The sequence below is a fragment of the Halorubrum salinum genome (genome assembly GCF_024494575.1).
Lineage (GTDB): Archaea > Halobacteriota > Halobacteria > Halobacteriales > Haloferacaceae > Halorubrum > Halorubrum salinum.
The window spans coordinates 151084-175328 of record NZ_JANHDO010000001.1 but is presented as its reverse complement, the minus strand read 5'-3'; the positions used below and the strand labels follow the sequence as shown (position 1 = coordinate 175328).

The following is a 24245-nucleotide window of genomic DNA, read 5'->3' as shown; positions in this document are numbered from 1 at the left end:
TCGGCAATGAGCGACTACACCACCATCTCGCTGCGCAAGGAGTTCGTCGCGGACGTCGAGGCGTACATCGAAGACGAGCCGTTCGGTTCCGTCAAGGAGTTCGTGAAACACGTCGTCGTCCGCGAGATGGAGGCGGACGAGACGGTCTCCGAGACGGAGGCCCGCCAGATCGCACAGAAGCTCCGCGATTTGGGGTACATGGACTGATGAGTGGTTCGACCGCGCTCGACGCGCCGGACGCTCCCGAGCGCGCGGACCTACAGCTCGCGCTCGTTCCCCTGTTTTTCGCCGGCGGGTACGCCGTGGCCGCGCTGGCGTTCGACGGGTGGACCACCGCCGTCGCCACCGCGGCCCTCGCGGCGAGCCTCCCGGTCGTAGACGGACTCTTCGTACATCCGCCACACGACCGCTGACGGACCGCGGGACCGTTCGCGCGTCTCCGCCCCCGGTCGGCTCGTGCCGACCGCGCCGGGGGGGGTAGACGCCGCCGACGGCGTCTTCCGATCGCGAACCCAACCGCCGGCCGCCATGCGCGCGTTCTTCGCCGTCGACCTCCCCGACGCCCTCGCCGACCCGATCGCGGAGACACAGGCCGACCTCGGCGACGCTGAGGGACTGAATATCACCGACCCGACGCAGGCGCACGTGACGCTGAAGTTCCTCGGAGAGGTCGACGCCGAGTCCGATTCCGACGGCGATCACCCCGCCGTCGACGACGTGATCGCGGCCGGCGAGCGGGCGGTCGAAACCGCCGAAACCGACGGCGGACCCGTCGACCCCTTCGAGTGCGAACTCGCGGGACTGGGGGTCTTTCCCGACATGGACTACGTCTCCGTCGTCTGGGCGGGGATCGGCGACGGAACCCGGGAACTGACCGCGCTACACGAGGCGCTCGAAGCGGAGTCCACCGCGCTCGGCGTCGACCCCGCGGACCACGCGTTCACCCCGCACGTCACCCTCGCCCGGATGAGCGACGCCCGCGGAAAGGCGCTGGTTCGGCGCGTCGTCCGCGAACGGGACCCCGAGTTCGGCCGGTTCGGCGTCGACGAGGTCCGCCTGATGGAATCGACGCTGACGCCCGACGGACCCGAGTACGAGACGGTGGCGACGTTCGCGCTCGGGTGACCGGTTCTCGCCGCTGATACTCGCGGGGGTACGTTTAATCCGGGCGCGCGGTGAGTGCCTGACAGATGGACGACGTATCGCGTGCCGGTGGAAGGGGTGACGCTGCGGGTGGAGCGACGAGCCGCGGCCGACGGCGCGATGCAGGGGCGGTGAGATGAGCGGGTCCGACGACCGCGACGGTGAGAGCGGACGAGACGGACGAGGCGACCGGGGCGGAGCGGACTCGCGGCCGGAGGCGTTCGCGCTGCTCGACGGGCGCAACGACGCGGCGACGCGGAAGGAGGCCGCAGCGGCGCTCGGTAACCCGTCGAGTTCGATGGCGGCGAGCGAGCGAGCGATCGCCGACCGGCTGCTCCGCGTGGCCCTCACCGACGACGACGCGGCGGTGCGCGCGGCCGCCATCGACTCGCTGTACTTCCACGGGGACCGCTACCTCGACGAGCTGGTACGGCGGGTCGCAACCCAGATCGAAAAGCGAGAGAGTTCGGGCGAGCGCGGGCCCGAGGAGCTGTTCGCGCGGTGGCTCACGAGCGAGTTCGGCGAGTATCGAATGGTCGGGGCGACCGGACTCGCGTCGTACGGGACGGAGCGGTCCGTCGCGGTCGTCCGGGACGCGTTCGACGACGGCGACCCGCGGGTCCGGGCTCGGTCGGTTCGCGCCTACGCCGACCTCGGCGGCGAGGCCGTCGAGCCGATCAGAGGGCTGTTGGGGACGTCGAACACGCTGGTCCGGCGCGCCGCGGTCGACGCGCTGGTCGCGGTCGGAACCGGCGACGCCGTCGACCTCCTCGCGACGGCCGTCGACGTCGGGGGCGAGCCGCTGCGGCGGCTCGCCGTCGAGCGACTGCACGGCATCGACCGGCGCGACGCGGCGTCGGTGCTCTTCGACGCACTCGACGACCCCTCCCCGTCGGTGCGGTACGCCGCGGCGGTGTCGGTCGTTCGGCTGGTCGCCGAAGGAGAGGCGATCCGCGGCCGAGAGGTCCGCGAGCGGCTCGTTCCGACCGGAGACGGCGGGGATGGAACCGCGACGGGAACGCCCGACGGCGAGGGTTCGGATGTCGAGCGGCTCCTCGCGGCGATCGTGACGGGCGATCGGCCGGACCGCGCCACGGCGAAGACGGAGCGGTGCGCCGCGTGGCTCCTCGGCGAACTCGCCGTGGCCGCACGCGCCGGCGACGAGAGCGGATCGGCCGGGGAGGCGGACGTGGACGGCGGAACCGGCGGCCGAGAGGAGGCGGACGGAGACGGGACTGGGTCCGATCCGTCCCATGCGGTCTCGCAGCTCCTCGACGCCCTCGACCACCCCGACGAGCAGACGGCGGACATCGCGGCCGCGTACCTGCCGCTGGTCGCGACGCCGAGCGCCGAGCGCGCGCTCCGAGAGCTGTCGGAAGACTCGGCGACGCGACCGGACACGAAGCGGCGCGCGCGTCGCGTTCTGCGGCGGATCAAGCGGCAGACGGCCGCGTCGGCGGTCGACCGGGCGATCGAGTACGTCTACGTGCGGTGGCCGGCGGACTACACCGAACGGCACGCGGACCGGACGGACGGGAGGGACCCGCGGTCTGAGGCGGACGAGAGAAAGCAGAGTGGGACCGAAAGATCGGACGGACGGGACGCGACCGGCCTCACGAGCGGCGAATAAACCGGCCGTCGGCGGGCGTGATGCCCAAGTCGACCTCGTCGTCGAGGAAGTTCATCACCGTCGAGACGTTCGGGTCGGCGTCGCCGTCGACGTACAGCTGGAGCGCGCCGCCTGAGTCGCCGATCCGCGCCGAGAGCATCCGGACGAACGCGCAGGCGGTCCGGACGTCGAACGACGACACGATCTCGTGGAACACGCTGACTTCGAGCGAGAGCACGTCGCCCGCGGCGTGGTTCACGTCGATGATCCGCGAGATGGTCTCGCCAAGCTCGTCCGGGCCGAGTCGGGGGTCGATCTCGACCATCTCGATCGAGCCGTCGTCGACGCCGATCTCGTCCTCGTCGTCGAACGGATACTCCTCGGTGCTGACGACGACGGTTCGGCGCGGCCACGCGTCGAGCCGGTCGTCGAGGAGCCTGACGAACCGCTCGGGGTCGGGCGTGACCGCGATCACCAGGTCGGCGTGGCCGTGAAAGTGGGCGCGGAGGGCGTCTGCGCCGTCGCTGTCGACGGGGGCGTCGATCCGGACGGTCCCGTTCCAGTCGAAGCGGTCGGCCACGTGCGCGCCGTCGACGATCCGGTCGGCCACGTGCTCGTGGAGGTGCGTTTTGAACTCGTCGACCGCGCCGTCGGCGTCGTAGGCCGTCTTCGCCGTGGCGCAGTACGGGCAGTCCCAGTTCGTCCGGAAATCGGAGCGGGTCACGGCGTCGGGGGCGTGCGCCAGCAGGTGCGAGCCGGTGACCTCACGCATCGCGTCGCGGTCGTCGGCCCACGCGAGGAACGCGCAGTGGCCGCACTTCCAACGAGCCATCATCGGTGACCACCGACGCATCGAGCCTTCATGAGAACGCGCGTACCGAGAGAACCGGACCGACGGATATGTATGTTGTGTTACGGGAAATCGTCGGACCGTCGGTTACGCGTCTCCCGCTTCGCCGGTGTCCCCGTCGGTTCCGGGAGCGCCCGCGTGTTCGACGCGGACGCGAGCGACCCGCGTCGCAGTCGCGTCCGTAACGACGAGCGCGGAAGCACCGATCTCGATGCGGTCGCCCTCGGCCGGAACGCGACCGAGCCGCTGGGTGATCAGCCCGGCGACCGTCTCGACGCCCTCGCTCGGCAGCGAGAGCCCGAGCGTCTCGTTGAGGTGCGCCACGGTCGTCCAGCCGCGGACCACCGCCGCGTCCGGCGCGACCACGTCGACGTGGTCGTGCTCCCACCGGCCGACGAGTTCGCCGACCACCTCCTCGACCACGTCTTCGAGCGTGACGAGGCCGACGACCGCGCCGAACTCGTCGACGACGACGGCGAGCCGGAACCCCTCGCTTCGCATCCGCTCGAACAGCTCGTCGAGCGGCTGCGTCTCCGGGACGAACGTCGGGTCCCGCAGGGCGCTCGCCAGGTCGTCGCCGGCCTCGGTCGCGCGGATCGCGTCGCGCACGTCGACGACGCCGACCACGTCGTCGCGGTTCTCTCCGTAGATCGGCAGCCGAGTGACGCCCTCGCTCGCGGCCGTCGAGAGCACGTCCGCGGGGGTCGCCGTCGCCGGAAGCGCGACCATGTTCGTGCGCGGGACCATCACCGACGCCACGCGGGTCGACTCCAGGTCGAGGACGCCGCGGATCATCGCGCTCTCGTCCGCGTCGAGCGCCCCCGCCGCCTCTCCGGAGAGGACGAGCGTCGCTATCTCCTCGCGGGTGAGGTACGACTCGATCGACGACTCTCCGCCAGTGAACCGATTGACGACGCCCGAGAGCGCCTCGAACAGGTACAGAACCGGACGGAGGACGCGCTGGATCGCGAGGACGAGCCGCGAGACGCGCAGCGCGTGTCGCTCCGCGTGTGCGACCGCGTACGACTTCGGTGCGATCTCGCCGAACACGATGATGAACACGGAGGTGACGGCGGTCGATCCGGTCGCCGCGGTGCCGGCGGAGAACCCGAACCGGACGAACACCGCGGTCGCGACCGACGCGGCCGCGATGTTGGCGATGTTGTTGCTCACGAGGGCGGTGACGAGGAAGCGGTGTGAGTCCTCACGCAGCGCGGCGAGCGACTCCGATCCGGGAACGCCCGCCGCGACGAGCGAGTCGACGCGGTGGCTCGCCACGGAGAAGACGGCGAGTTCGGAACTGGAGAAAAAGGCGCTTACGGCCGTCAGCACGACGATAGCGGCGACGCCCGCGAGGGCGATAGTGAAGTCCATACCGGGCCATGTGTCCGGGTATAAAAGGCAGTACCGCCGCACGCGTCGGAACGAGCCGGCCGAGCGTCGCGAGCACCGGCCGGATCCGCGGTCCGCCCGCCGGCGTGACACGAGTCCGCGTCGTCGGGGCGCGAGCGCGCGGCCGACCGCGCTCCGCGGGATACCCACGAACGGCCACTTTCCACGGGAAACGGCAGGGGTTGGTGTGCACGATTACGGATCGTCTGGGCGGCAAAACGGCGCGATTCGGAAAGGGTTAACCTCGCGCCGCCGGTGGACACGCGTATGAAGGTACTCGTGACCGACCCCATCGCGGACGCGGGGTTGGACCGACTCCGAGACGCCGGCCACGAAGTCGAAACGGACTACGAATCCGAGGGCGACGCGCTCTTGGCCGCTGTCAGCGACGCCAACGCGCTCATCGTGCGCTCCGGCACCGACGTGAACGAGGCCGTCTTCGAGGCCGCAGAGGACCTCGTCATCGTCGGGCGCGCGGGGATCGGGGTCGACAACATCGACATCGAGGCCGCGACCGACCACGGCGTCATCGTCGCCAACGCGCCGGACGGGAACGTCCGGGCCGCCGCCGAGCACACCGTCGCGATGACGTTCGCCGTCGCGCGCTCCATCCCGCAGGCGCACGGCCGCCTCGTCGACGGCGAGTGGGCGAAAGGCGAGTTCCTCGGCACCGAGGTGAACAACAAGACGCTCACCATCGTCGGCCTCGGCCGCGTCGGGCAGGAGGTCGCAAAGCGGCTCGACTCGCTCGGCATGGACCTGGTCGTCTACGACCCGTACATCTCCGAGGAGCGCGCGGACCGCCTCGGGGCGGAGCTGGTAGAAGACCTCCACGACGCGCTCGCGGCGGGCGACTTCGCGACGATCCACACGCCGCTTTTACCCGAGACCGAGGGGATGATCGGCGAGGACGAGCTGGCCCAGCTGGAGGGCGGCTACCTGATCAACTGCGCGCGCGGCGGCATCGTCGACGAGGACGCGCTCGCGGAGGCGGTCGACGACGGCGTGCTCGCGGGCGCCGCGCTCGACTCCTTCGCCGAGGAGCCGCTCCCGACCGACTCTCCGCTTCTCGACGTCGAGGAGGTCGTCGTCACCCCGCACCTCGGGGCCTCCACCGAGGCCGCCCAGGAGAACGTCGCCGTCGACACCGCCGAGGCCGTCCTCTCTGCGTTCGCCGACGAGCCCGTATTGACCGCGCTCAACGCGCCCTCGGTCGACGAGACGGCGTTCCCGCGGATCGAGCCGTATCTCGACGTGGCGGAGACCGCGGGCAAGGTCGCCGCACAGCTTCTCGACGGGCGCATCACCGAGGTGGAAGCGACCTACGAGGGCGACATCGCCGCCGAGGACGTCGACCTCGTCACGGCGTCGGCGCTCAAGGGCGTCTTCGAGCCGCTGGAGTGGCAGGTCAACGCGGTCAACGCCCCGCGGCTCGCGGAGGAACGCGGCATCGAGGTGACCGAGTCGAAGACCCGCCAGACGGAGGACTTCCAGAGCCTGGTCCGCGTCACCGTCCACAACGGCGACGACGAGATCTCCGTCGAAGGGACGCTGTTCGCCGGCGAGGACGCTCGGATCGTCCGTATCGACGGGTTCCGAGTCGACGCGGTCCCGTACGGGAACATGCTCGTCGCGCGCAACACCGACGAGCCCGGCGTCATCGGCTTCATCGGCACGGTCCTCGGCGACCACGGCGTCAACATCGCCGGGATGTTCAACGCCCGCGAGACGCAGGGCGGCGAGGCGCTCACCGTCTACAACCTCGACCAGGACGTGCCCGACGCCGCGATCGAGGAGCTGCTCGGCGACGACCGGATCGTGGAGATCACCGAGATCACGCTGGACGGCGCGGACGAGCGACAGGCGGAGTAAACGTCGGTTCCGCGGCTATCCGGACCGTAGTTTCCACGCAGGAGTTTCACACGGCATACGACGGTAGACCGGTCTGGCGTCGGTTTTTAGATTGAGCGTGACGGCAGCCGAGTCGTCAGTTGCAGTCAAGTGGGGCCTGCGCTGTCGCCGACACGCCGCCGGTCACTCGTGGAGGTGCTCGACCACGGCGTCGACGTCGTTGGGGACGGGTTCGGGGTCCCCGCCGGCCTCGTAGGCCGCGTCGGGGTCTTTCAGCAGGTGGCCGGTCGTCAGGCAGACGACCCGCTCGCCGTCGTCCACGACGCCCTCGCGGCGGAGCTTCTTCAGCCCGGCGAGGCTCGCGGCGGAGGCGGGCTCGACGCCGACGCCCTCCTCGGCGAGCTGTCGCTGCGCCTCGGTGATCTCGTCGTCCTCGACGGCGACCGCGGTGCCGCCGGTGTTTCTGATTCCGGGGATCGCCTTCGGCGCGTTGACGGGGTTGCCGATGCGGATCGCGGTCGCACGGGTCTCGACCTCCTCCCAGCGGCGGATCTCGTCGTTGCCCTCTTCGATCGCTTCCACCATCGGGGCCGCGCCCGCCGCCTGCACGCCGGTGAGCTTGGGAACCTCGTCGACGGCGAGTGCGCCCGACTGGACGAGTTCGCGGAACCCCTTATACAGCGCCGAGGTGTTGCCGGCGTTGCCGACGGGGAGGACGATCCGGTCCGGGAACGTCCCGTAGTCGTCGCGGAACGCCTCTAAGATCTCGAAGCCGATCGTCTTCTGGCCCTCCAGCCGGAAGGGGTTGAGCGAGTTGAGCAGGTACGCCTCGCCGCGGGCGGCGAGCTCCTGAACGATGTCGAGGCAGGCGTCGAAGTTGCCGTCCACTTCGAGGATGCGCGCGCCGTGGAGGCTGGCCTGTGCGACCTTCCCCGCCGCGACTTTCCCCTGCGGGAGCAACACGAGCGTCTCCATGTCGCCGCGGCCGCCGTAGGCCGCGAGCGCCGCGGAGGTGTTGCCGGTCGACGCGCAGGCGAGCGCGCCGACGCCGAGCTCCTTGGCGACGCGGACGCCGACGGTCATGCCGCGGTCCTTGAACGAGCCGGTGGGGTTCATCCCCTCGTGTTTGATCCGGAGCGCGTCGACGCCGACCTCGTCTTCGATGCGGGGAACGCGGTGCAGCGGAGTGTCGCCCTCCGGGAGCGTCACGCCCAGATCGAACGGGAGCGCCTCGCGGTAGCGCCAGACCCCGCGGTCGGGGCCCTCGGTCGGCGCGCCCGCGCCGAACTCGTCGAACGTCGGCGGGTCGTCGTAGCGAACCTCCAGTAAGCCGCCGCACTCGTCGCAGGTGTACCGCACGTCGGCGAAGGGCGCGAACGTCTCGTCGCACTCGATACAGGCGAGCCACGTCCCGTCGTCGGCACAGTCGGGTGCCGACGGGGCGGGGGCGTCGATGGCGAGATCCATTTGCTTCGGCGTCCGTGCCGACGAGGCTTAAGACGGGCGGTCCGGTCGGACGTTGCCGGGGCACGGACACGGGGTCAGAACGCGACGGGCGCGTCAGTCGACGATGATCTCCGAGTCCCCACCGTCGCCGTCGCGACCGGCCATCCGGTCCTGATATCGCCGGATCCAGTCGGCGAAGCAGTCGGGGCACAGGCGCTGAGTGTCGATGTTCGCGCGGTCGACGCTCAGACGGACGGTCCGCGCGAGCGCGTCCGTCGTGGGGTCGCCGCAGGCGTCACAGGGCTCGCTCGTCGCCGCGTCGCTCATACCGATCGCTCGCGGTGACGGTTCTTAAATGTACGTCGCCCCGTGCGACGCGGTCCGCACACCCGGCGTCAGGAGGGCCTCAGACCGTCCGGAACGCGCGGTCGCCGGCGTCGCCGAGACCGGGGACGATGAACCCCTCGTCGTCGAGGCGGTCGTCGATGGCGACCGTCAGTAGGTCGGCTTCGGGAACCGCCTCGTTCACGCGGACGAGTCCGTCGGGCGCGGAGACCGCAGAGAGGACGAACAGGTCCTCGAAGTCGTCGGCCTTCGCGAGGACGTGATCGAGGACGGCGGCCATCGTGGAGCCGGTCGCGAGCATCGGATCGGCGACGATCACGGTGTCCTCGGGCCGGATCTCCGGCAGCTTCACGTAGTCGATGGTGATCGGGAACTCGCCGTCGTCGGTCATCCCCGCGTCCTCGTCTCGGCCGGCGGAGATGACGCCCTGTTTCGCGCGGGGGAACGCCTTGAGCAGCCCCTCGACGAACGGAGTCGCCGCGCGGAGGACGTTGATTATGACGACGTCGTCGAGCCCCTTCACGCGCTCGCCCGTCGTCTCTTCGAGCGGCGTCTCGACCGGGACGTACTCGGTCTCCATCGCGCCGTCGATGATCTCGTACCCGCAGATGCGGCCGAGCTTCACCAGCCCCTTGCGGAACGCGACCTGCTCGGTCTCGGCGTCGCGGAGCCGCGAGAGGGTGTCCGTCGCCAGCGCGTGCGTGATGAGGTGCGCGTTGTCGCGGTCTTCGATGGTCATCGGCGGATGTCCGGTCGCGTTCGGGTTAAAAGATGGCGAACCGCGTCCGACCCGTCCGCAGGCGTGACCGGACCGCGCGACACCCACCGCAACACGACCGCGCGACGCTCACCGCAACACGACGACGTACGTCAGCGCGAAGATCGCGACCGCGAGGCCGGCGACGGTGCCGAGACCGTAGTCGACGACGCCCAGCAGGTCGAGCCCCCACACGGCCGTCCACGCCAGCCACCCGGACAGCACGGCGTTCAAGAGCAGAACGAGCCGCGGGTCGCCCGTCGACTCCTCGACGCCCTCGCGGATCCCCTTCGTCTCCTCGCTGGTCGCCTCCGCGTCCGCGCCGCCCTCAGGGGTCTCCGTCGACTCGTCGCCAGCGCGGCCGCTTCCCTCGGGGCTCTCGACGCGCTCCGACTCCTCGCTCATACGTCGACACCCGAGAGAACGGCACTTAGCTCTTGTCCGTGCGTCCGACCGGTCGGGAACGCGGGGCATAGCGTTTTGTGCGCCGGGTGTGACGTGTACCCGTATGACAGACGAAACGGTCCACGAGTCGCGACGGCCGCGGAGCAGACAGGCGATGGCGACGTACTTCCGACGCATCGCTCGGGCGCTCCGTCGGGGCGAGCCCGTGCCCGTCGACGAGGCGGGAACCGTGACGGCCGACCCGGCGGCAGAACCGGACGTCGAGGTGGAGCTCGAGCGACAGGGCGAGACGGTCCACCTCGAAGTCGAGATGGAGTGGCCCGAGGCCGACGGCGAGATCGACGACGACGCCGTCGCGAGCAAGGCGGCGTTCGAGCTGTACGTCGACAGGGCCGACAAGTGGCGCTGGCGGCTCCGTCACGACAACGGCAACATCATCGCAGACGGCGGTGAGGGGTACACCGACAAGCGCGACGCGCGGTCGGGCATCGAGAGCGTCCAGCGGAACGCACCGGGAGGCCACGTGATCGACGTCGATCGCGGCGAGGAGCCGCCCGAAGACGGCGGCAGCAGCGCGGCGTTCGAGCTGTTCACGGACAACGCGGACGAGTGGCGCTGGCGACTCCGCCACGACAACGGCAACATCATCGCCGACGGCGGCCAGGGGTACGCTTCGAAACAGAAGGCGAAACAGGGGCTCCGGAGCGTGAAATCGAACGCGCCGGGCGCGCCGGTCGAGGAGCTGGGCGACGAACCGGACACCGGGAGCGAGTAGCCGCGCCCGGCCCGCCGCGGACCGCACCGCTTATTCGCCGGCCGTCGCTACCTCGGAGCGGACATGGACGTGCTCGACGCCAAGTACCCGTTCTTCGCGGGCGCCCGCGAGGCCGTCGCCGACGCGGCGGTGTCGTTGCCGGAGCTCGTCGCGGCGGACGCGCCGGCGGTCGAGCGCGGCCGCGAGCGCGTCGAGCGCGCCTTACTCGACGGGACGGTCGAATCGGAGAGCGGACGGTTCCCGGACGAGTCGGACTACGACACGCAGGCCGAACTGCTCTCGTACCCGATAGCGCGGATCCTCGTCTCGCTCCTCGACTCCGAGCCCGCCATCGAGAAGTACGCCGCCGCGGAGGCGGCGACCGCGATGGACCGGGTCCGCGAGGACCTCGCGACTGACGACGGGCTCCGATCGGTATCGACGCCGACCGTCACGCTCGACGGCGTGCTCGCCGAGTTCGACCTCGACGACGCGGTTCGGGCGGAGGGGAGCGCCCCGCTCGGCGGGGGCGCGGCCGGCGGAAGCGGGGCCGGTGGAGCCCCGATCGGAAGCGAAGGCGGAAGCACGGGGTCCGGAGCCGGACACTACCGCGTCGCGGTGGGGTCGTACCTCGGCCTCACGTCGCCGTCGTGGGGAGAGTCGTGGCGGCTCGTCAACCGGGCGCTCGCCGACGGCGCGGTCCGCCTCTCTCGCGACGAACTCCTGCGCGCGCTCGAATCCGCGGTCACCGAACGCGTCCGCGAGGGACTGCCCTTCGAACTGGCCGACGACGGGGGCATCGCAGCGGAGTTGGAGTCGGGGGTCGCAGACCTCAAGCGGCTGCTCTCCGAGCGGACGTACGCCGGACCGGTCGACGTCGTCGCCCCCGACCTGTTCCCCCCGTGTATGACGAACCTGATCGAGAAGGCGGAGCGTGGCGCGGAGCTGTCCCCACCCGAGTCGTTCGCGCTGATGGCGTTTCTCGTCGGCATCGGGATGACGCCGGACGAGGTCGTCGCCTTCTGTGCCGACACGAGCCTCGACGCGGAGGGGATCCGGTATCAGACCGAGTACCTGCGGGACGACCGGGGAACGCAGTACCCGCCCCCGACCTGCGAGACGCTCGCCAACTACGGGATCTGTCACAACGAGGACGATCACATGCAGGTCGCCGTCGATCCCCTCGCGTACTACGAGAAGCAGGTGGCCGCGGCCGACGAGGTCACGGACTGGCGGGAACGGCGCGCAGACGGGGCGATCGAGAACGGAGAGGACGCGGACGCGGACGCGGACGCGGCCGGCTGAGGCTCAGTCTCCGCCGTTCGCGCGGATGAGGTACGCGCCGACGAGCGCCATCAACAGGACGAATCCGGCCAGCAGTGCGACGAGAGCGATAGCGCCGGCCTCCGGCAGCGCGGCCGACCCGCCGAAGGTGAGACCGATGCCGATCAGGCCGAGAATGAATGCCGCGGCCGCCAGCAGCGAAACCGTGATCTGCCGACGGAGTTCCGCGTCGATTTCCATGTCCGCGAGTTCCCCTCGCCGCTAAAAAAGCACTTCGATGGACGGGCAGCGAACTGCGAGGCGGTCCGCTCCGAGAACGCGGCGGCTCACCCCGCGAGGTGACTGATGTCCCGACGGAGCGTGTACCCCTTGGGAACGCCGACGACCCCGAGACAGTCGGCACAGAGCACGCGCTCGTAGTCGCGGTTCGTCTCTTTTTCGAGGAGCGAGACGTCCTCTATCGGGAACACCGATTCGCACCGATCGCACTCGACCTTGTCGCCGTCGACGATTTTCATTGTCCCCGATTCTTCCGAGTGGGTTAAAAACTCGCGGACGACGTTATCACGTCGGATACTGTCGGGGCGACCGCTGGAGACGCGTCACGGTCGCCGGACCGTGGTGTCGGCCGGTGACCGTTTCGGCGGGGATTTTATAACACTTCAGTATGATATCTCATCTTATATGAGACACGTGATAACGCAGTGCTTCCGCGGGTACTGTGCGCTCGCGGTGATCGTCAGCGGATTCACGGCGTTGTGGGCGCTCGGCGTGATCTCGGTGGCGATCCCGGTCGTCGGATACGCGTGGTTCGCCGTCGCCGCCGCCGGGACGGTCGTCGCCGCGGGACTGTTCACCCGCCGAGAGGAGGCCGTCGAGGCGGACGCGACCGACGACCGCCTCGACCGCTTCGAACGGTCCTCGCTCACGGGGACGCCGCTCACCCTCTACGCGGGCGCGCTCGCCGCGTGGGCCGCGGTGTCGTTCGGCTGGGTGCTCGGCGGAATGAGCGCGGACGGGCTCGCGGTCGTCGGCTACGGCTGGCTCGCGATCGCCGCGTACGGCGCTCTCGTGGGAGTCGGACTCGTCGTGAACCACAGCACCGCCGTCGCGACGGCGGTCAGTCCCTCGGACCGACTCGAAACGGATAGCTGACCGGACCGCGGCGGCGCGGGAAACCGCGTGTTTTCACGGACGAGAATCGGCGGCGACAGCTTATTGCCGACGACGAGAACGGTCGGCCATGACGACCGACTCTGGGGGAGCGGAGGTCAGCGCCGGGTTCGCCGTGAGCGTTCTCGCGGTCGCCGCCGCCGTCTGGACGCTCCAGTTCACCGTCGGCATCTTCACCGGCTGGGGGTGGGCGCTCCTCGTCGGCAGCGCGCTGACGGTGCTCGGGGCGCTGCTGTCGTTCCCCGACGTGCGACTCTACGTCGGGGCCCGGTCGCCGGCCGAGCAGTACCACCGCACCGCAGAGGAGCACTACGAGTCGGTCGACGACTGATCGATCGACCGGAGGCCGTGACGTGCCGGCGTCCAGCCAGCGGCGCCGCTCGCGGGCGCGAAAATGTGAGAATTCGGAACGCGTCTCGACGTCTGTCGAGACGGCGTGAGTGCGGTCGGGCGGGTCTCAGCCGAACAGCTCGCCGAGGCCTTCGCCGCCGTCGCCTTCTTCCTCGTCGTCTTCCTCGTCCTCCTCGTCCTCCTCGTCGGCGGCGTCGGCCTCGTCGTCATCGTCGTCAGACGCGCCGTCGTCCGCGGAGCCGCCGGCGGCCGCGCCGGCGGCGGGGGCCGCGGCGGCCGTCTCGATGGCGTCCTCGATGTCGACGTCTTCCAGCGCGGCGACGAGCGCCTTGACGCGGGACTCCTCGACGTCGACGCCGGCGGCTTCCAGCACGCCGGTGATGTTGTCTTCGTTGATCTCTTCGCCAGTCTCGTTCAGGATGAGCGCAGCGTAAACGTATTCCATTGGTGTGTCCTCGTAGTGTTAGCCGAACATCGCGCCGAGGCCTTCGCCGCCGTCGTCGCCGTCGTCCTCGTCGGCGTCGTCGTCGGTGTCCTCGGCGTCGTTCGTCTCCTCTGTGTCTTCCTCCGCCTGTTCGTCGTCGGCGTCGTCCGTCGCCGGAGCCGGGGCCGCCTCGACCCCCTGTAGCTCCGCGGGGAGCGCCTCGTCGTCGTCGATCTGTGCGGCGAGCGCGCGGAGCTGGGCGTCGGCCTTCCCGATGAGGTCGGGCACGACGTCCGGGCTCTCGATCTCCGCGAACAGCCCGACGGACTTCGCCTCGCCGGACGCCTTCGCGAGAAGGGTGCCGGCGGTGGCGGCCGTCGGGTAAGCGGCGTTGACGGAGAGGTTGCGTGCGGCGGCCGCGGCGGCCTGGATGTCCGCCTCGTACTCGTCGACGTCGATCTCCAGTTCGTCCGGTTCGAAGAGGACGCCCTCGGAGTAGACGCCCTTCAGGTCGAGTCCGACCTCCTTCGGCTCGATGCCGAGTTCGGTCAGGACGTTCGCGAGGTCGTCGTCGACGACCTCGCCCTCTTCGAGGACCTTCGAGTCCTCGGTGACCATGATCGAGCCGTCCTGGATGCGCGCGGCCGCGCCGATCGTCTGGAGTTCGCCGACGAACGGTCCCGGGTCGACGCCGGTGTCACCCTCGGGGATGACGACGTCGTTGGGGGCGACCTCGCCCGCGTTGATCGGGGCGGGCGTCTTCGAGGCTTCGAGCTGCTTGAAGAGGCCGAACGGGTTGTCGTTCGTGCCGATGAGCGCGACCTGACCCGAGACGTACTGGGTCAGGTCCTCGACGCCATCGTTCACCTCTTCGAGCGCGCGGACGGTGAGCGTGTTGCGGCTCATCCGGACGTCCGCGGAGCCGTGAAGCTCGCGGCGCATGGCCTGAAGCTGGCGGCTCGGGATGCCGGCGACGCCGACGATCCCGACGGAGTTGAACGAGTCGATGAACTCGACGAGTTCGTCGACCTCGTCCTGTTTCCACTGCGGGATCGTCTCGGTCTTGCGGACCGAGCTCATACGGGCACCTCCTTCGCGGGACCCATCGTGGTCTTCACGAAGATCCCGTCGATGTTGAGCGGCCCCTTCTCGAGGTTCGCTTCGAGTCGGCGGATGATGACGTCGATGTTGTCCGAAATCGCTTCGGCACCCATGTCTTCTGCACCGACGCGAGTGTGGAACGTGCGCCGGTCGCGCGACCGGAGCTGCACGGTGTTTTTCATCCGATTGACGGTGTCGACGACGTCGTCGTCCGGCTGCAGTGGGGTAGGCATCTTCCCGCGCGGACCGAGGACGGTACCGAGGTACCGACCGATGTCCTGCATCAGGTTGGCTTCGGCGACGAAGAAGTCGGTCTCGTCGGCCAGATCCTTAGCGCGGTCGTCGTCGTCTCCTAAGTCTTCGAGGTCGTCGCTGTCGAGCACTTCGTCAGCGACCTCCTCTGCGCGGACGGCGGTTTCGCCCTCCGCGAAGACGACGATCTGTGTTTCCTGCCCCGTTCCAGCCGGCAGCACGACGGACTCGTCGATGCGGTTCGACGGATCGTTGAGGTCGAGGTCTCGCAGGTTGATAGCGATGTCCACCGTCTCGCGGAAGTTCCGCTCGGGGGCATCGTCGAGTGCGAGTGTCACGGCCTCTTGTATTGTGTCTGCCATTTTCACCTCCGTAGTACGCAGGTCGCTCCTACGGGTCAGTGAAACAGGCGAAGCCTGTCTCAGCGGAAAGTGGTCCATCGGAGGTTTAAAAGCGTCGAACCGCCCGTCCGCGTGTGAACCGCAGACAGGGGCAGTGAGCGTCGGTCTGCGCGGTTCGACCGCCCCCACGTCGGCGGCGCGGTCGTCGGGGGAGCGGATCGACGGGCGTCGATCCCGAAAACGTCGGATAGGGGAATCCTTTTGACGCCGCTTCGTGACGGTCGAGGTAATGATTCAGGGTGGTCCGGCGTGACGATGGACGACCGTATCGACGACCTCCGCGAGCGGCGGGAGGCGGCGGCGAAGGGCGGCGGCGAAGACCGGATCGAGTCCCAACACGAGAAGGGGAAGATGACCGCGCGCGAGCGCATCGACTACTTCCTCGACGACGGGACGTTCCACGAGTTCGACCGCTTCCGCACCCACAGAAACCACACGTTCGGGATGGAAGAACAGCAGATTCCGGGCGACGGCGTGGTGACCGGATACGGGGAGGTGAACGGGCGAAAGACGTTCGTGTTCGCACACGACTTCACCGTCTTCGGCGGCTCGCTCGGCGAGGTGTTCGCCGAGAAGGTGTGTAAGGTGATGGACAAGGCGATGGACGTCGGCGCGCCGGTCGTCGGCCTCAACGACTCCGCCGGGGCGCGCATTCAGGAGGGCGTCGCCTCGCTCGGCGGGTTCGCGGAGATCTTCCGACGCAACACGGAGGCCTCGGGCGTGATTCCACAGATATCGGCGATCATGGGCCCCTGTGCGGGCGGCGCGGTGTACTCCCCCGCGATCACGGACTTCACGTTCATGGTCAAGGACACCTCGCACATGTTCATCACCGGGCCGGACGTCATCGAGACGGTGACCGGCGAGGAGGTGAGCTTCGAGGAACTCGGCGGCGCGGTCACGCACTCGTCGACCTCCGGCGTCGCGCACTTCGCCGAGGAGAGCGAGGAGGACGCGCTCGACGACATCGCGCGGCTGCTCTCGTACCTGCCCGCGAACAACGTCGAGGACCCGCCGCGCGTGGAGCCGTGGGACGACCCCGAACGCGCGGACGACGAGTTGACCGAGATCGTCCCCGACGCCCCCCGAAAGCCGTACGACATGAAGGAGGTGATAGGTAGCGTCGTCGACGAGGGGTCCTTCTTCGAGGTTCAAGAGAACTTCGCGAAGAACGTCGTCGTCGGCTTCGGCCGGCTCGACGGCCACTCGGTCGGGGTCGTCGCCAACAACCCCCGGGTGAACGCCGGCACGCTCGACATCGAGTCGAGCCAGAAGGGCGCGCGGTTCGTCCGCTTCTGTGACGCCTTTAACATCCCCATCGTCACCTTCGAGGACGTTCCCGGGTTCATGCCCGGCACCGATCAAGAGCACAACGGGATCATCCGTCACGGAGCGAAGCTGTTGTACGCCTTCTCGGAGGCGACGGTCCCGCTTCTCACCGTGATCACTCGGAAGGCGTACGGCGGTGCCTACTGCGTGATGTCGTCGAAGCACATCGGCGGCGACGTGAACTACGCGTGGCCGACCGCGGAGATCGCGGTGATGGGCCCGAAGGGCGCGGTGAACGTCCTCTACCGCGAGGAGCTGGCCGAGGCCGACGACCCGGACGCGCGCCGACAGGAGCTGATCGACGAGTACCGCGAGGAGTTCGCGAACCCCTACACCGCCGCCGATCGGGGGTTCATCGACGACGTGATCGAACCCACGGAGACGCGTGCGCGACTGATATCCGACCTCCAGATGCTGAAGGGGAAGCGCGAGGACCAGCCCGACAAAAAGCACGGCAACATCCCGATCTGATGGCGGCTGACGCACCCAAGCCCGCGGACGACCGGGAGCCAGATCGAACGGGACAGACGTCCCCCAACCTCCTCGCCGGGCTGACGATCCCCGACGACGCCGACGACGCGGAGGCCGCCGCGATCGCGGCGGCCGTCGCCGCGCACCTCCGAGACGGCGAAGCGGCCGCGGCCGCCGCGGCCGCCGCGGGCGAGAGCGCGGACGATTGGAAGGGGGACCGGTGGTCGTTCGTCGGTCGGATCGACCGGCTACAGCGCCGGCGAGTCCGCGTCGCGGACGGCGCGCCGACGGACCCGTGGACCGCCGCGGGGCGCGCCGACCGGTTCTGACTCGGGTGGGTCCGGATCAGACGGTCGGCCGGAGCGGCCGGAGCGGACGGTCGCCCCGGTCAGACTGCGGCGATGAGAACGGACCGGCCGCGACAAAGAGCGGGCCGGCCGCGCGGTTCGCGTCTGGTCGGGGACCGATCCGTCCCGCCGATCGCTCCGAACTTCGGCGCGGACCGATAGAATGAGGTGGGTTATGGTGGAAGACTCCCGCAGGAATGTTCGATAAGGTTCTCGTCGCGAACCGCGGAGAGATCGCGGTTCGGGTGATGCGCGCCTGTGCGGAGCTCGGTGTCGACACCGTCGCCGTGTACAGCGACGCCGACAAACACGGCGGCCACGTCCGATACGCGGACGAGGCGTACAACGTCGGTCCCGCGCGAGCGGCGGACTCCTACCTCGACGGCGAGGCGGTCGTCGAGGCCGCCCGCGCCGCCGACGCCGACGCGATCCACCCCGGGTACGGCTTCCTCGCCGAGAACGCCGACTTCGCGGCGCGGGTCGAGGGCGCAGACGGGATCACGTGGATCGGCCCGTCGAGCGACGCGATGGAGCGGCTCGGCGAGAAGACCCACGCCCGTCGGGTGATGGCCGACGCCGACGTGCCGATCGTCCCCGGGACGACGGAGCCGGTCACGGAGCCCGAGGCGGTCCGCGAGTTCGGCGACGAGCACGGCTACCCGGTCGCGATCAAAGCCGAGGGTGGCGGCGGCGGCCGCGGCATGAAGGTCGTCGAGAGCGCCGAGGAGGCCGAAGAGGCGCTCGAATCGGCCAAACGCGAGGGGGAGGCGTACTTCTCGAACGACTCCGTCTACCTCGAACGCTACCTGCAGACGCCGCGACACGTCGAAGTGCAGATCGTCGCGGACGATCCGACCGGCGGAGAGTCCGGCGATGAAAACGGCGCCCAGAGCGCCCGCGACGCATCCGGTGACGGAGGCGGGTCGCTCGACGAGAGCGACGTGGTCCACCTCGGCGAGCGCGACTGCTCGCTTCAGCGCCGCCACCAGAAGGTGATAGAGGAGGGCCCCTCTCCGGCGCTCTCCGAGGAGCTGCGAGAGAAGATCGGCGAGGCGGCCCGCCGCGGCGTCGCCGCCGCCGACTACACCAACGCCGGGACGGTCGAGTTCCTCGTCGAGGAGGACCCCGACCGCGACCCCGACGAGCCGCTCGGACCGGACACGCCCTTCTACTTCCTCGAAGTCAACACCCGGATCCAGGTCGAACACACCGTCACGGAAGAGCTGACGGGGATCGACATCGTCAAAGAACAGCTCCGGGTCGCGAGCGGCGAGGGGCTCTCCGTCTCCCAAGACGACGTCGGGCTTTCGGGCCACGCTATCGAGTTCCGGATCAACGCCGAGAACGCCGCAGAAGAGTTCCAGCCCGCCAACGAGGGCTCGTTAGAGACGTACGACCCGCCCGGCGGGATCGGGGTCCGCGTCGACGACGCGCTCCGGCAGGGCGACGAGTTAGTCACCGACTACGACTCGATGATCGCGAAGCTGATCGTGTGGGGAGAAGACCGCGGGGAGTGTCTCGCGCGATCGAAACGAGCGCTCGCGGAGTACGACATCGACGGCGTGGTCACGATCGTTCCGTTCCACCGGCTCATGCTCGGCGACGAGCGGTTCGTCGACGGCACGCACACGACGAAGTACCTCGACGAGGAACTCGACCGGAAGCTGGTCGAAGACGCACAGGAGCGGTGGGGGTCCGAGACCATCGGTTCGGCGGACGGAGACGAGGGCGAGGACGAGGAGGTGACCGAACGCGAGTTCACCGTCGAGGTGAACGGGAAGCGCTTCGAGGTGGAACTGGAAGAGCGCGGTGCGCCCGCGATTCCGGTGCCGGAGAGCGGTACCGGCGGAGGCGGTGGCGGCCAGCAGCGCCCCCCGCAGGCCACGTCCGACGACGGCGGCGACGGCGGGGTCGACGTCGCCGAGGGCGGCGAGGCGATCGAGGCCGAGATGCAGGGAACGATCCTCTCCGTCGACGTGAGCGAGGGCGAGGAGGTCGCTGCAGGCGACGTGGTCTGCGTGCTGGAGGCGATGAAGATGGAGAACGACGTGGTCGCCGAGCGCGGCGGCACCGTCGCGAGCGTGCACGTCGCCGACGGCGACAGCGTCGACATGGGCGACGTGTTGGTCGTGTTAGAGTAGCCGATCGCGTCGGCGGCGCGGCCTAGAGGTCGTCTGCGTCGAACTTCCAGAGCCCGACGAGCGGCGGCGCGAGCGTCCAGAACACGAGCATCGACGCCGCGGAGATCTGTCGGTTGACCGACTCGCCGGTGAACAGCTGCCCGCCGAGGAACGCGTTCGTCAGCGCTTCGACCCCTGCGGTGGGGTTCGCGACCTGAAGGAACGTCCGGATCTGCGTCGTCGACACCGGGAGCGGGTCGATAAGCGGACTCGCGGCCCCGAGCACTTGTCCGGTGATCGCGCCCCAAAGCAGCACGAAGAGGACGTAGATCGCCACGCCGCCTATCAGCGCCCGTCGCTGCGTCGAGGCGGCGGCCGAACACCCGACCGCGATGGCGACGAAGACGACGCCGAGGACGGCGGCGAAGACGGTGTATCCGAGGTACGAGCCGGCGTTGAACGCCGCGATCTGGCCGGTCCACGAGAGGCCGGCCAAGACGACGGCGGGCAGTAAGAATCCGGCACCCACCGCGAGCGACAGCGCCGCTCCGCGGCCGACCACCTTGCCGAAGACCACGTCGGCCCGCGAGTGCGGCAGCGACAGGAGCAGCTTCAGCGAACCGGACTCGCGCTCGCCGCTGACCGCGTTGTAGCCGATCACGACGCCGACGAGCGGGACGAGCGTCGTCACCAGGAAGGGACCGACGAAGAACCGTAAGAGCAGTTCGGTCGCGAACTGCTCGCTCTGTCCGGTCGGGCGGATCACGAACGCGAACACCGAGACGAGCACCGAGAACAGCGCCACGAGGATCGCCATCCCTCGGGAACGGACCGCGTCGTGGAAGTCCTTCTCCGCGACGGCGACGAGACTCATTCGTCCACCTCCTCGCCGGCGGCGGTCGCTCCATCGCCGCCGTCGCTGGTGGCTGCGTCGGCGGTCGCATCGGGAGGCGTGTCGTGTCTCTCGGTGCCCGCCGCAGTGCCCGCCTCGGCGTCGCCGCGAGTCGCCGGGGCGTTCCCCTCGGTGTACGCCAGAAAGAGGTCTTCGAGCGACGCCTCTCGGGTGTGGAAGTCGTCGACCGTGACGCCGGCGTCTTCGACCGCCGCGATCACCTGCGTCTTCGCGCCGTCGGCGCAGTCTACCACGAGGGTGTCGCCGGCGCGGTCGACGCGGCTGACGCCGTCGAGAGCCAGCACCGCCTCGACGGCGGCGTCGAGCGCCCCGGGTGCACCGCCCGCGTCGACGGCGATCTCCAGCGTCTCCTCGCTTCCGACTGCCTCGCGGAGGCCTTCGACGGAGTCTTCGGCGACGAGCTCGCCGTCGCGGAGGATGCCGACGCGGTCACAGACGGCGTCGACCTGTTCGAGCACGTGCGACGAGAAGAACACCGTCGCGCCGCGGTCCGACTCCGTGCGAACGATCTCGCGCATCTCCTTCGCTCCGGCCGGATCCAGCCCCGAGGAGGGCTCGTCGAGGATGAGCAGGTCGGGGTCGCCGACGAGCGCCATCGCCAGGGCGAGCCGCTGGCGCATCCCCTTGGAGTAGCCGCCGGCCTTGCGGTCCGCGTCGCCGAGGAGCCCGACCCGCTCCAAGAGCGCGTCCGGGTCGTCGCCTGCCTCCTTCGACCGGATCGCGAACTCGACGTGTTTTCGGCCCGTGAGCCGGTCGTACACGGAGAAGCCGTCGGGGAGGACGCCGGTCCGGCGACGGATGTCGACGCCGTCGTCGGTGGCGTCGCGGCCGAGCACGGCCACCGTCCCCTCCGTCGGCCGGACGAGGTCGAGCACCATGTCGATGGTCGTCGACTTGCCGGCCCCGTTCGGACCGAGGAAGCCGTACACCTCCCCTTCCTCGACGGTCAAGTCGAGGTCCCGAACGGCCGTGACGTCGGCGAACTCCTTCGTCACGCCCCGCAGTTCGATGGCGGTCATATACACTCTCGTTCCCGCGTCTCCCGATAAAGAGTTGTGGGTCGAGACGCCGTGCTGGACTCCCTACTCGTCTCCCGCTGGCGGCCACTCCACGCCGCGTTCGGTCAGGAGGTCGGCGAACGCGTCCTCGTCGAGCACGGGAACGTCCTCGTCGTCGGCGTCGTCCCGCTTCGAGCGACCGGGATCGTCGCCGGCGACGAGGTAGTCGGTGTTTCCCGAGACGGAGGAGGTCGCCGACGCGCCGCGCGCCTCGACGTGCGCCTGCGCCTCGCCGCGAGTCACCGACAGCGAGCCGGTGAAAACGAAGGTGAGACCGGAGAGCGCGTCCGCCGTCTCGGCCTCTGCGTCCGTCTCGACCGGTTCGGGGTCGACCCCTCGGTCGCGGAGTTCCGCGATCGCAGTTCGGTTCTCCTCGCGGTCGAGGAACGTCCGGATCGAGTCGGCGACCTCGGGACCGACGTCGTCGACCTCGCTGAGGGCGTCCTCGTCGGCGTCGAGGAGCGCGTCGAGGTCGCCGAAGTGCGTCGCGAGCGCGCGGGCGGTCGTCGCACCCACGTCGGGGATCCCGAGCCCGGCGAGGAAGTCGTCGAGCGGGGGGGATCGAGTCTCGTCGAGTTCGGCTACCAGGTTCTCTGCGCTCGTCTCGCCCCATCCCTCTAGGTCGGCGAGGTCCTCGACGGTCAGGTCGTACAGGTCCGGAAGGGACTCCACGAGCCCGGCCTCGCGGAGCTGTTCGACGCGTTCGGGACCCAGCCCTTCGATGTCGAGGGCGTCGCGCCGGGCCCAGTGCTCGATCGCCCGCTCCAACTGCGCGGGACAGCCGAGCCCACCGGTACAGAAGGCGAGCGGCCCGTCGCGCTCGACCGGGGCGTCACAGACCGGGCACGTCTCGGGGAACGCGTACGTCCCCGCAGAGCGCTTCTCGACCACGTCGGGGACGTAGGGGATCACGTCTCCGGCGCGGTAGATCCGGACGCGGTCACCGACGTTCACCCCGAGCGCCTCGATCTCGGCCGGGTTGTGCAGCGTCGCCCGCGAGACGGTGACCCCGCCGACGTCGACGGAAGCCAGCTCGGCGACGGGTGTGAGACGACCGGTACGCCCGACCTGTACGGTGACCCCCTCCACGGTCGTCGTCGCGGTTCGCGGCGGGAACTTGTACGCGAACGCCCATCGGGGAGCCCGAGCCGTCGACCCGAGTGCGTCGCGCGCCTCGCGGTCGTTCACCGAGATCACGACGCCGTCGATCTCGTAGTTCAGGTCGTCGCGGTCCGCCATGAGGCGGTCTCGGTAGTCGAGCGCCGCGTCGATGTCGTCGACCCGCTCGGTCCGGTCGGTCCGCCGGAGCCCGAACGCGTCGAACGCGTCGAACTCCGCCCAGTGGGTGTCGGGCCGGCGCGAGCGGCCTCCGCCGTGCTCGTCGCCGTCCGCGTCGTCGGTGACGTCTGTGCCGTTCGAACCGTTCGAACCGTCCGCCCCCTCAGTCTCGAGCGTTTCCCACGCCAGCACGTCGAAGAAGAAGACGTCGAGGGGGCGCTCGGCGACCACCGCGGGATCGAGCTGTCTGAGCGTGCCGGCGGCGGCGTTGCGGGGGTTCGCGAACGGCTCGTCGCCGCGCTCCATCAGCTCCTCGTTGTACGCGGCGAAGGCGTCCCGCGGCATGTACACCTCGCCGCGGACCGCGAGCCGCGCGGGCGCGTCGCCCCGGAGCCGTTCCGGGACCGACCGGATCGTTCGCACCTGTTCCGTCACGTCGTCCCCCTCGGTCCCGTCCCCGCGGGTCGCGGCGCGAACGTACGCGCCGTCCTCGTAGACGACTTCGACCGAGAGCCCGTCGAACTTCGGTTCACAGACGTACTCGATCGCGTCCGGGTCGGGCCCTGCGTCCGCGACGCCGCGGCGGACGCGGTCGTCGAACTCGCGGACCGCGTCGGCATCGGTCGCGTTGTCGATGGACCGCATCGGCGCGAGGTGCTCGACGGTGTCCAATTCGTCGAGGGGCTCGCCGCCGACGCGTCGCGTCGGGGAGTGTTCCGTCGAGAGGTCGAACGCCTCTTCGAGCGTCCGGAGCCGCGTGAACAGCCGGTCGTACGTCTCGTCTGCGATCAGCGGATCGGCCCGGACGTAGTACCGGTGATCGTGTTCCCGGATCGCGTCCCGAAGCAGTGCCGCCTGCGCTTTTGCCGCGTCAGCCGAGAGCGACTCGGCCGGCTCGAAGTCGGTCGGCGGCGCTTCGACGTACGGGTTCTCGTCCGGGTCCGCGTACCGGGCCGTCGACCCGGACTGCGCGTTCGTCATCGGACTACCCTTGGGCGGCTCGGATTAAAAACGCCCGTTCGCGTCAGCGTCTGGACGACGGCCGCCCAGCGGAGCACGGCGTGTGACTTGACTTCATCCCACAAGGTCAGAGTCTGCCACTTTGACCCGTTGTTTTCGGATAGCGTATACATCTCAATTCGGGTCTTTTTATCGATAATCGGGCGTATCATCGGTATCTAATCGCGTCGT

At 69.5% G+C, this 24245-nt stretch carries 25 protein-coding genes and 1 pseudogene; 12 read left to right on the top strand and 14 right to left on the bottom strand.

The genetic code is table 11. The features are described 5' to 3' along the window. The first annotated feature begins 6 nt into the window (after positions 1-6). The 4 genes from NO930_RS00895 to NO930_RS00880 all read left to right on the top strand — a co-directional run bounded on the left by NO930_RS00895 (position 7) and on the right by NO930_RS00880 (position 2773). A complete protein-coding gene (locus NO930_RS00895) occupies positions 7-207 on the top strand; it encodes a hypothetical protein (protein WP_137783795.1) in 201 nt (66 codons plus the stop codon). Continuing rightward, positions 207-413 (top strand): DUF8015 family protein, encoded by a 207-nt coding sequence (locus NO930_RS00890; RefSeq protein WP_137783796.1) that lies wholly within the window; start codon positions 207-209, stop codon positions 411-413. Before NO930_RS00895 ends, NO930_RS00890 begins: the two co-directional genes overlap by 1 nt. Before the next feature lie 115 nt (positions 414-528). Beyond that, positions 529-1125, top strand: a complete 597-nt coding sequence (gene thpR, locus NO930_RS00885; protein ID WP_256402799.1) for an RNA 2',3'-cyclic phosphodiesterase — start codon at positions 529-531, stop codon at positions 1123-1125. A gap of 154 nt (positions 1126-1279) precedes the next feature. Continuing rightward, positions 1280-2773: a HEAT repeat domain-containing protein gene (locus NO930_RS00880; RefSeq protein WP_256402186.1), complete on the top strand. Its 1494-nt coding sequence runs from the start codon at positions 1280-1282 to the stop codon at positions 2771-2773. Here NO930_RS00880 and NO930_RS00875 read toward each other — a convergent pair. Both NO930_RS00875 and NO930_RS00870 read right to left on the bottom strand, forming a co-directional pair. Further along, a complete protein-coding gene (locus tag NO930_RS00875; protein WP_137784480.1) occupies positions 2757-3587 on the bottom strand; it encodes a hypothetical protein in 831 nt (276 codons plus the stop codon). The genes NO930_RS00880 and NO930_RS00875 overlap by 17 nt on opposite strands. Positions 3588-3689: 102 nt before the next feature. Next, positions 3690-4976: a hemolysin family protein gene (locus NO930_RS00870; RefSeq protein WP_256402185.1), complete on the bottom strand. Its 1287-nt coding sequence runs from the start codon at positions 4974-4976 to the stop codon at positions 3690-3692. Between the two features lie 285 nt (positions 4977-5261). Here NO930_RS00870 and serA point away from each other — a divergent pair, with 285 nt between their 5' ends. Beyond that, complete coding sequence (gene serA / locus NO930_RS00865; protein WP_256402184.1) at positions 5262-6866, top strand: phosphoglycerate dehydrogenase; 1605 nt, start codon at positions 5262-5264, stop codon at positions 6864-6866. 162 nt (positions 6867-7028) lie between these two features. Here serA and thrC read toward each other — a convergent pair whose 3' ends face one another. The 4 genes and pseudogenes from thrC to NO930_RS00845 all read right to left on the bottom strand — a co-directional run. Continuing rightward, on the bottom strand, positions 7029-8312 hold the full coding sequence (gene thrC / locus NO930_RS00860; protein ID WP_256402183.1) for a threonine synthase: 1284 nt from the start codon (positions 8310-8312) through the stop codon (positions 7029-7031). A gap of 93 nt (positions 8313-8405) precedes the next feature. After that, the gene (locus NO930_RS00855) at positions 8406-8618 is read right to left on the bottom strand and encodes a DUF7569 family protein (protein ID WP_256402182.1); all 213 of its coding nucleotides are present in this window, start codon (positions 8616-8618) and stop codon (positions 8406-8408) included. Positions 8619-8697: 79 nt separating this feature from the next. Continuing rightward, a complete protein-coding gene (gene upp, locus NO930_RS00850) occupies positions 8698-9375 on the bottom strand; it encodes a uracil phosphoribosyltransferase (protein ID WP_256402181.1) in 678 nt (225 codons plus the stop codon). Positions 9376-9483: 108 nt separating this feature from the next. Then, a pseudogene (locus NO930_RS00845) lies at positions 9484-9687 on the bottom strand (DUF8107 family protein); the annotation flags it as partial. Positions 9688-9901: 214 nt separating this feature from the next. Between NO930_RS00845 and NO930_RS00840 the strand changes: the two are divergent. Beyond that, entirely contained in the window at positions 9902-10573 is a 672-nt protein-coding gene (locus tag NO930_RS00840; protein WP_256402180.1) for an HVO_2922 family protein, read from the top strand. Positions 10574-10636: 63 nt separating this feature from the next. Next, entirely contained in the window at positions 10637-11857 is a 1221-nt protein-coding gene (locus tag NO930_RS00835) for a DNA primase (protein WP_256402179.1), read from the top strand. A 3-nt stretch (positions 11858-11860) separates the two neighbouring features. Here NO930_RS00835 and NO930_RS00830 read toward each other — a convergent pair whose 3' ends face one another. Continuing rightward, complete coding sequence (locus NO930_RS00830) at positions 11861-12076, bottom strand: DUF7472 family protein (protein ID WP_137783983.1); 216 nt, start codon at positions 12074-12076, stop codon at positions 11861-11863. Positions 12077-12162: 86 nt separating this feature from the next. After that, a complete protein-coding gene (locus tag NO930_RS00825) occupies positions 12163-12354 on the bottom strand; it encodes a hypothetical protein (RefSeq protein WP_137783982.1) in 192 nt (63 codons plus the stop codon). A 166-nt stretch (positions 12355-12520) separates the two neighbouring features. Here NO930_RS00825 and NO930_RS00820 point away from each other — a divergent pair, with 166 nt between their 5' ends. Together NO930_RS00820 and NO930_RS00815 are read left to right on the top strand one after the other, a co-directional pair. After that, positions 12521-12991 (top strand): hypothetical protein, encoded by a 471-nt coding sequence (locus NO930_RS00820; RefSeq protein WP_256402178.1) that lies wholly within the window; start codon positions 12521-12523, stop codon positions 12989-12991. Positions 12992-13079: 88 nt separating this feature from the next. Beyond that, positions 13080-13340, top strand: coding sequence for a hypothetical protein (locus tag NO930_RS00815; protein ID WP_137783980.1), 261 nt, complete (start codon positions 13080-13082; stop codon positions 13338-13340). A gap of 126 nt (positions 13341-13466) precedes the next feature. Here NO930_RS00815 and rpl12p read toward each other — a convergent pair whose 3' ends face one another. From rpl12p to NO930_RS00800, 3 genes are read right to left on the bottom strand one after another with little or no spacing between them, the layout of a single operon-like run. Beyond that, entirely contained in the window at positions 13467-13805 is a 339-nt protein-coding gene (gene rpl12p / locus NO930_RS00810) for a 50S ribosomal protein P1 (RefSeq protein WP_256402177.1), read from the bottom strand. 18 nt (positions 13806-13823) lie between these two features. Further along, entirely contained in the window at positions 13824-14864 is a 1041-nt protein-coding gene (locus tag NO930_RS00805) for a 50S ribosomal protein L10 (RefSeq protein WP_256402176.1), read from the bottom strand. Continuing rightward, positions 14861-15499 carry a 50S ribosomal protein L1 gene (locus NO930_RS00800; RefSeq protein WP_137783654.1) on the bottom strand — a complete coding sequence of 213 codons (639 nt, stop codon included), beginning with the start codon at positions 15497-15499 and terminating at the stop codon, positions 14861-14863. The genes NO930_RS00805 and NO930_RS00800 overlap by 4 nt, the downstream gene beginning before the upstream one ends. A gap of 294 nt (positions 15500-15793) precedes the next feature. On the opposite strand from NO930_RS00800, the gene NO930_RS00795 reads away from it, so the two are divergent. The 3 genes from NO930_RS00795 to NO930_RS00785 all read left to right on the top strand — a co-directional run bounded on the left by NO930_RS00795 (position 15794) and on the right by NO930_RS00785 (position 19826). Next, complete coding sequence (locus NO930_RS00795) at positions 15794-17338, top strand: acyl-CoA carboxylase subunit beta (RefSeq protein ID WP_137783655.1); 1545 nt, start codon at positions 15794-15796, stop codon at positions 17336-17338. Continuing rightward, a complete protein-coding gene (locus tag NO930_RS00790; protein WP_256402175.1) occupies positions 17338-17667 on the top strand; it encodes a DUF8022 family protein in 330 nt (109 codons plus the stop codon). Before NO930_RS00795 ends, NO930_RS00790 begins: the two co-directional genes overlap by 1 nt. A 215-nt stretch (positions 17668-17882) precedes the next feature. Continuing rightward, entirely contained in the window at positions 17883-19826 is a 1944-nt protein-coding gene (locus NO930_RS00785; RefSeq protein ID WP_256402174.1) for an ATP-binding protein, read from the top strand. A gap of 22 nt (positions 19827-19848) precedes the next feature. Here NO930_RS00785 and NO930_RS00780 read toward each other — a convergent pair whose 3' ends face one another. The 3 genes from NO930_RS00780 to ligA form a co-directional block, all read right to left on the bottom strand. Continuing rightward, positions 19849-20679 carry an ABC transporter permease subunit gene (locus NO930_RS00780; RefSeq protein WP_137782869.1) on the bottom strand — a complete coding sequence of 277 codons (831 nt, stop codon included), beginning with the start codon at positions 20677-20679 and terminating at the stop codon, positions 19849-19851. After that, complete coding sequence (locus NO930_RS00775) at positions 20676-21737, bottom strand: ABC transporter ATP-binding protein (RefSeq protein ID WP_256402173.1); 1062 nt, start codon at positions 21735-21737, stop codon at positions 20676-20678. The genes NO930_RS00780 and NO930_RS00775 overlap by 4 nt, the downstream gene beginning before the upstream one ends. 63 nt (positions 21738-21800) lie before the next feature. Then, a complete protein-coding gene (gene ligA / locus NO930_RS00770) occupies positions 21801-24035 on the bottom strand; it encodes an NAD-dependent DNA ligase LigA (RefSeq protein WP_256402172.1) in 2235 nt (744 codons plus the stop codon). Positions 24036-24245: the final 210 nt, after the last annotated feature.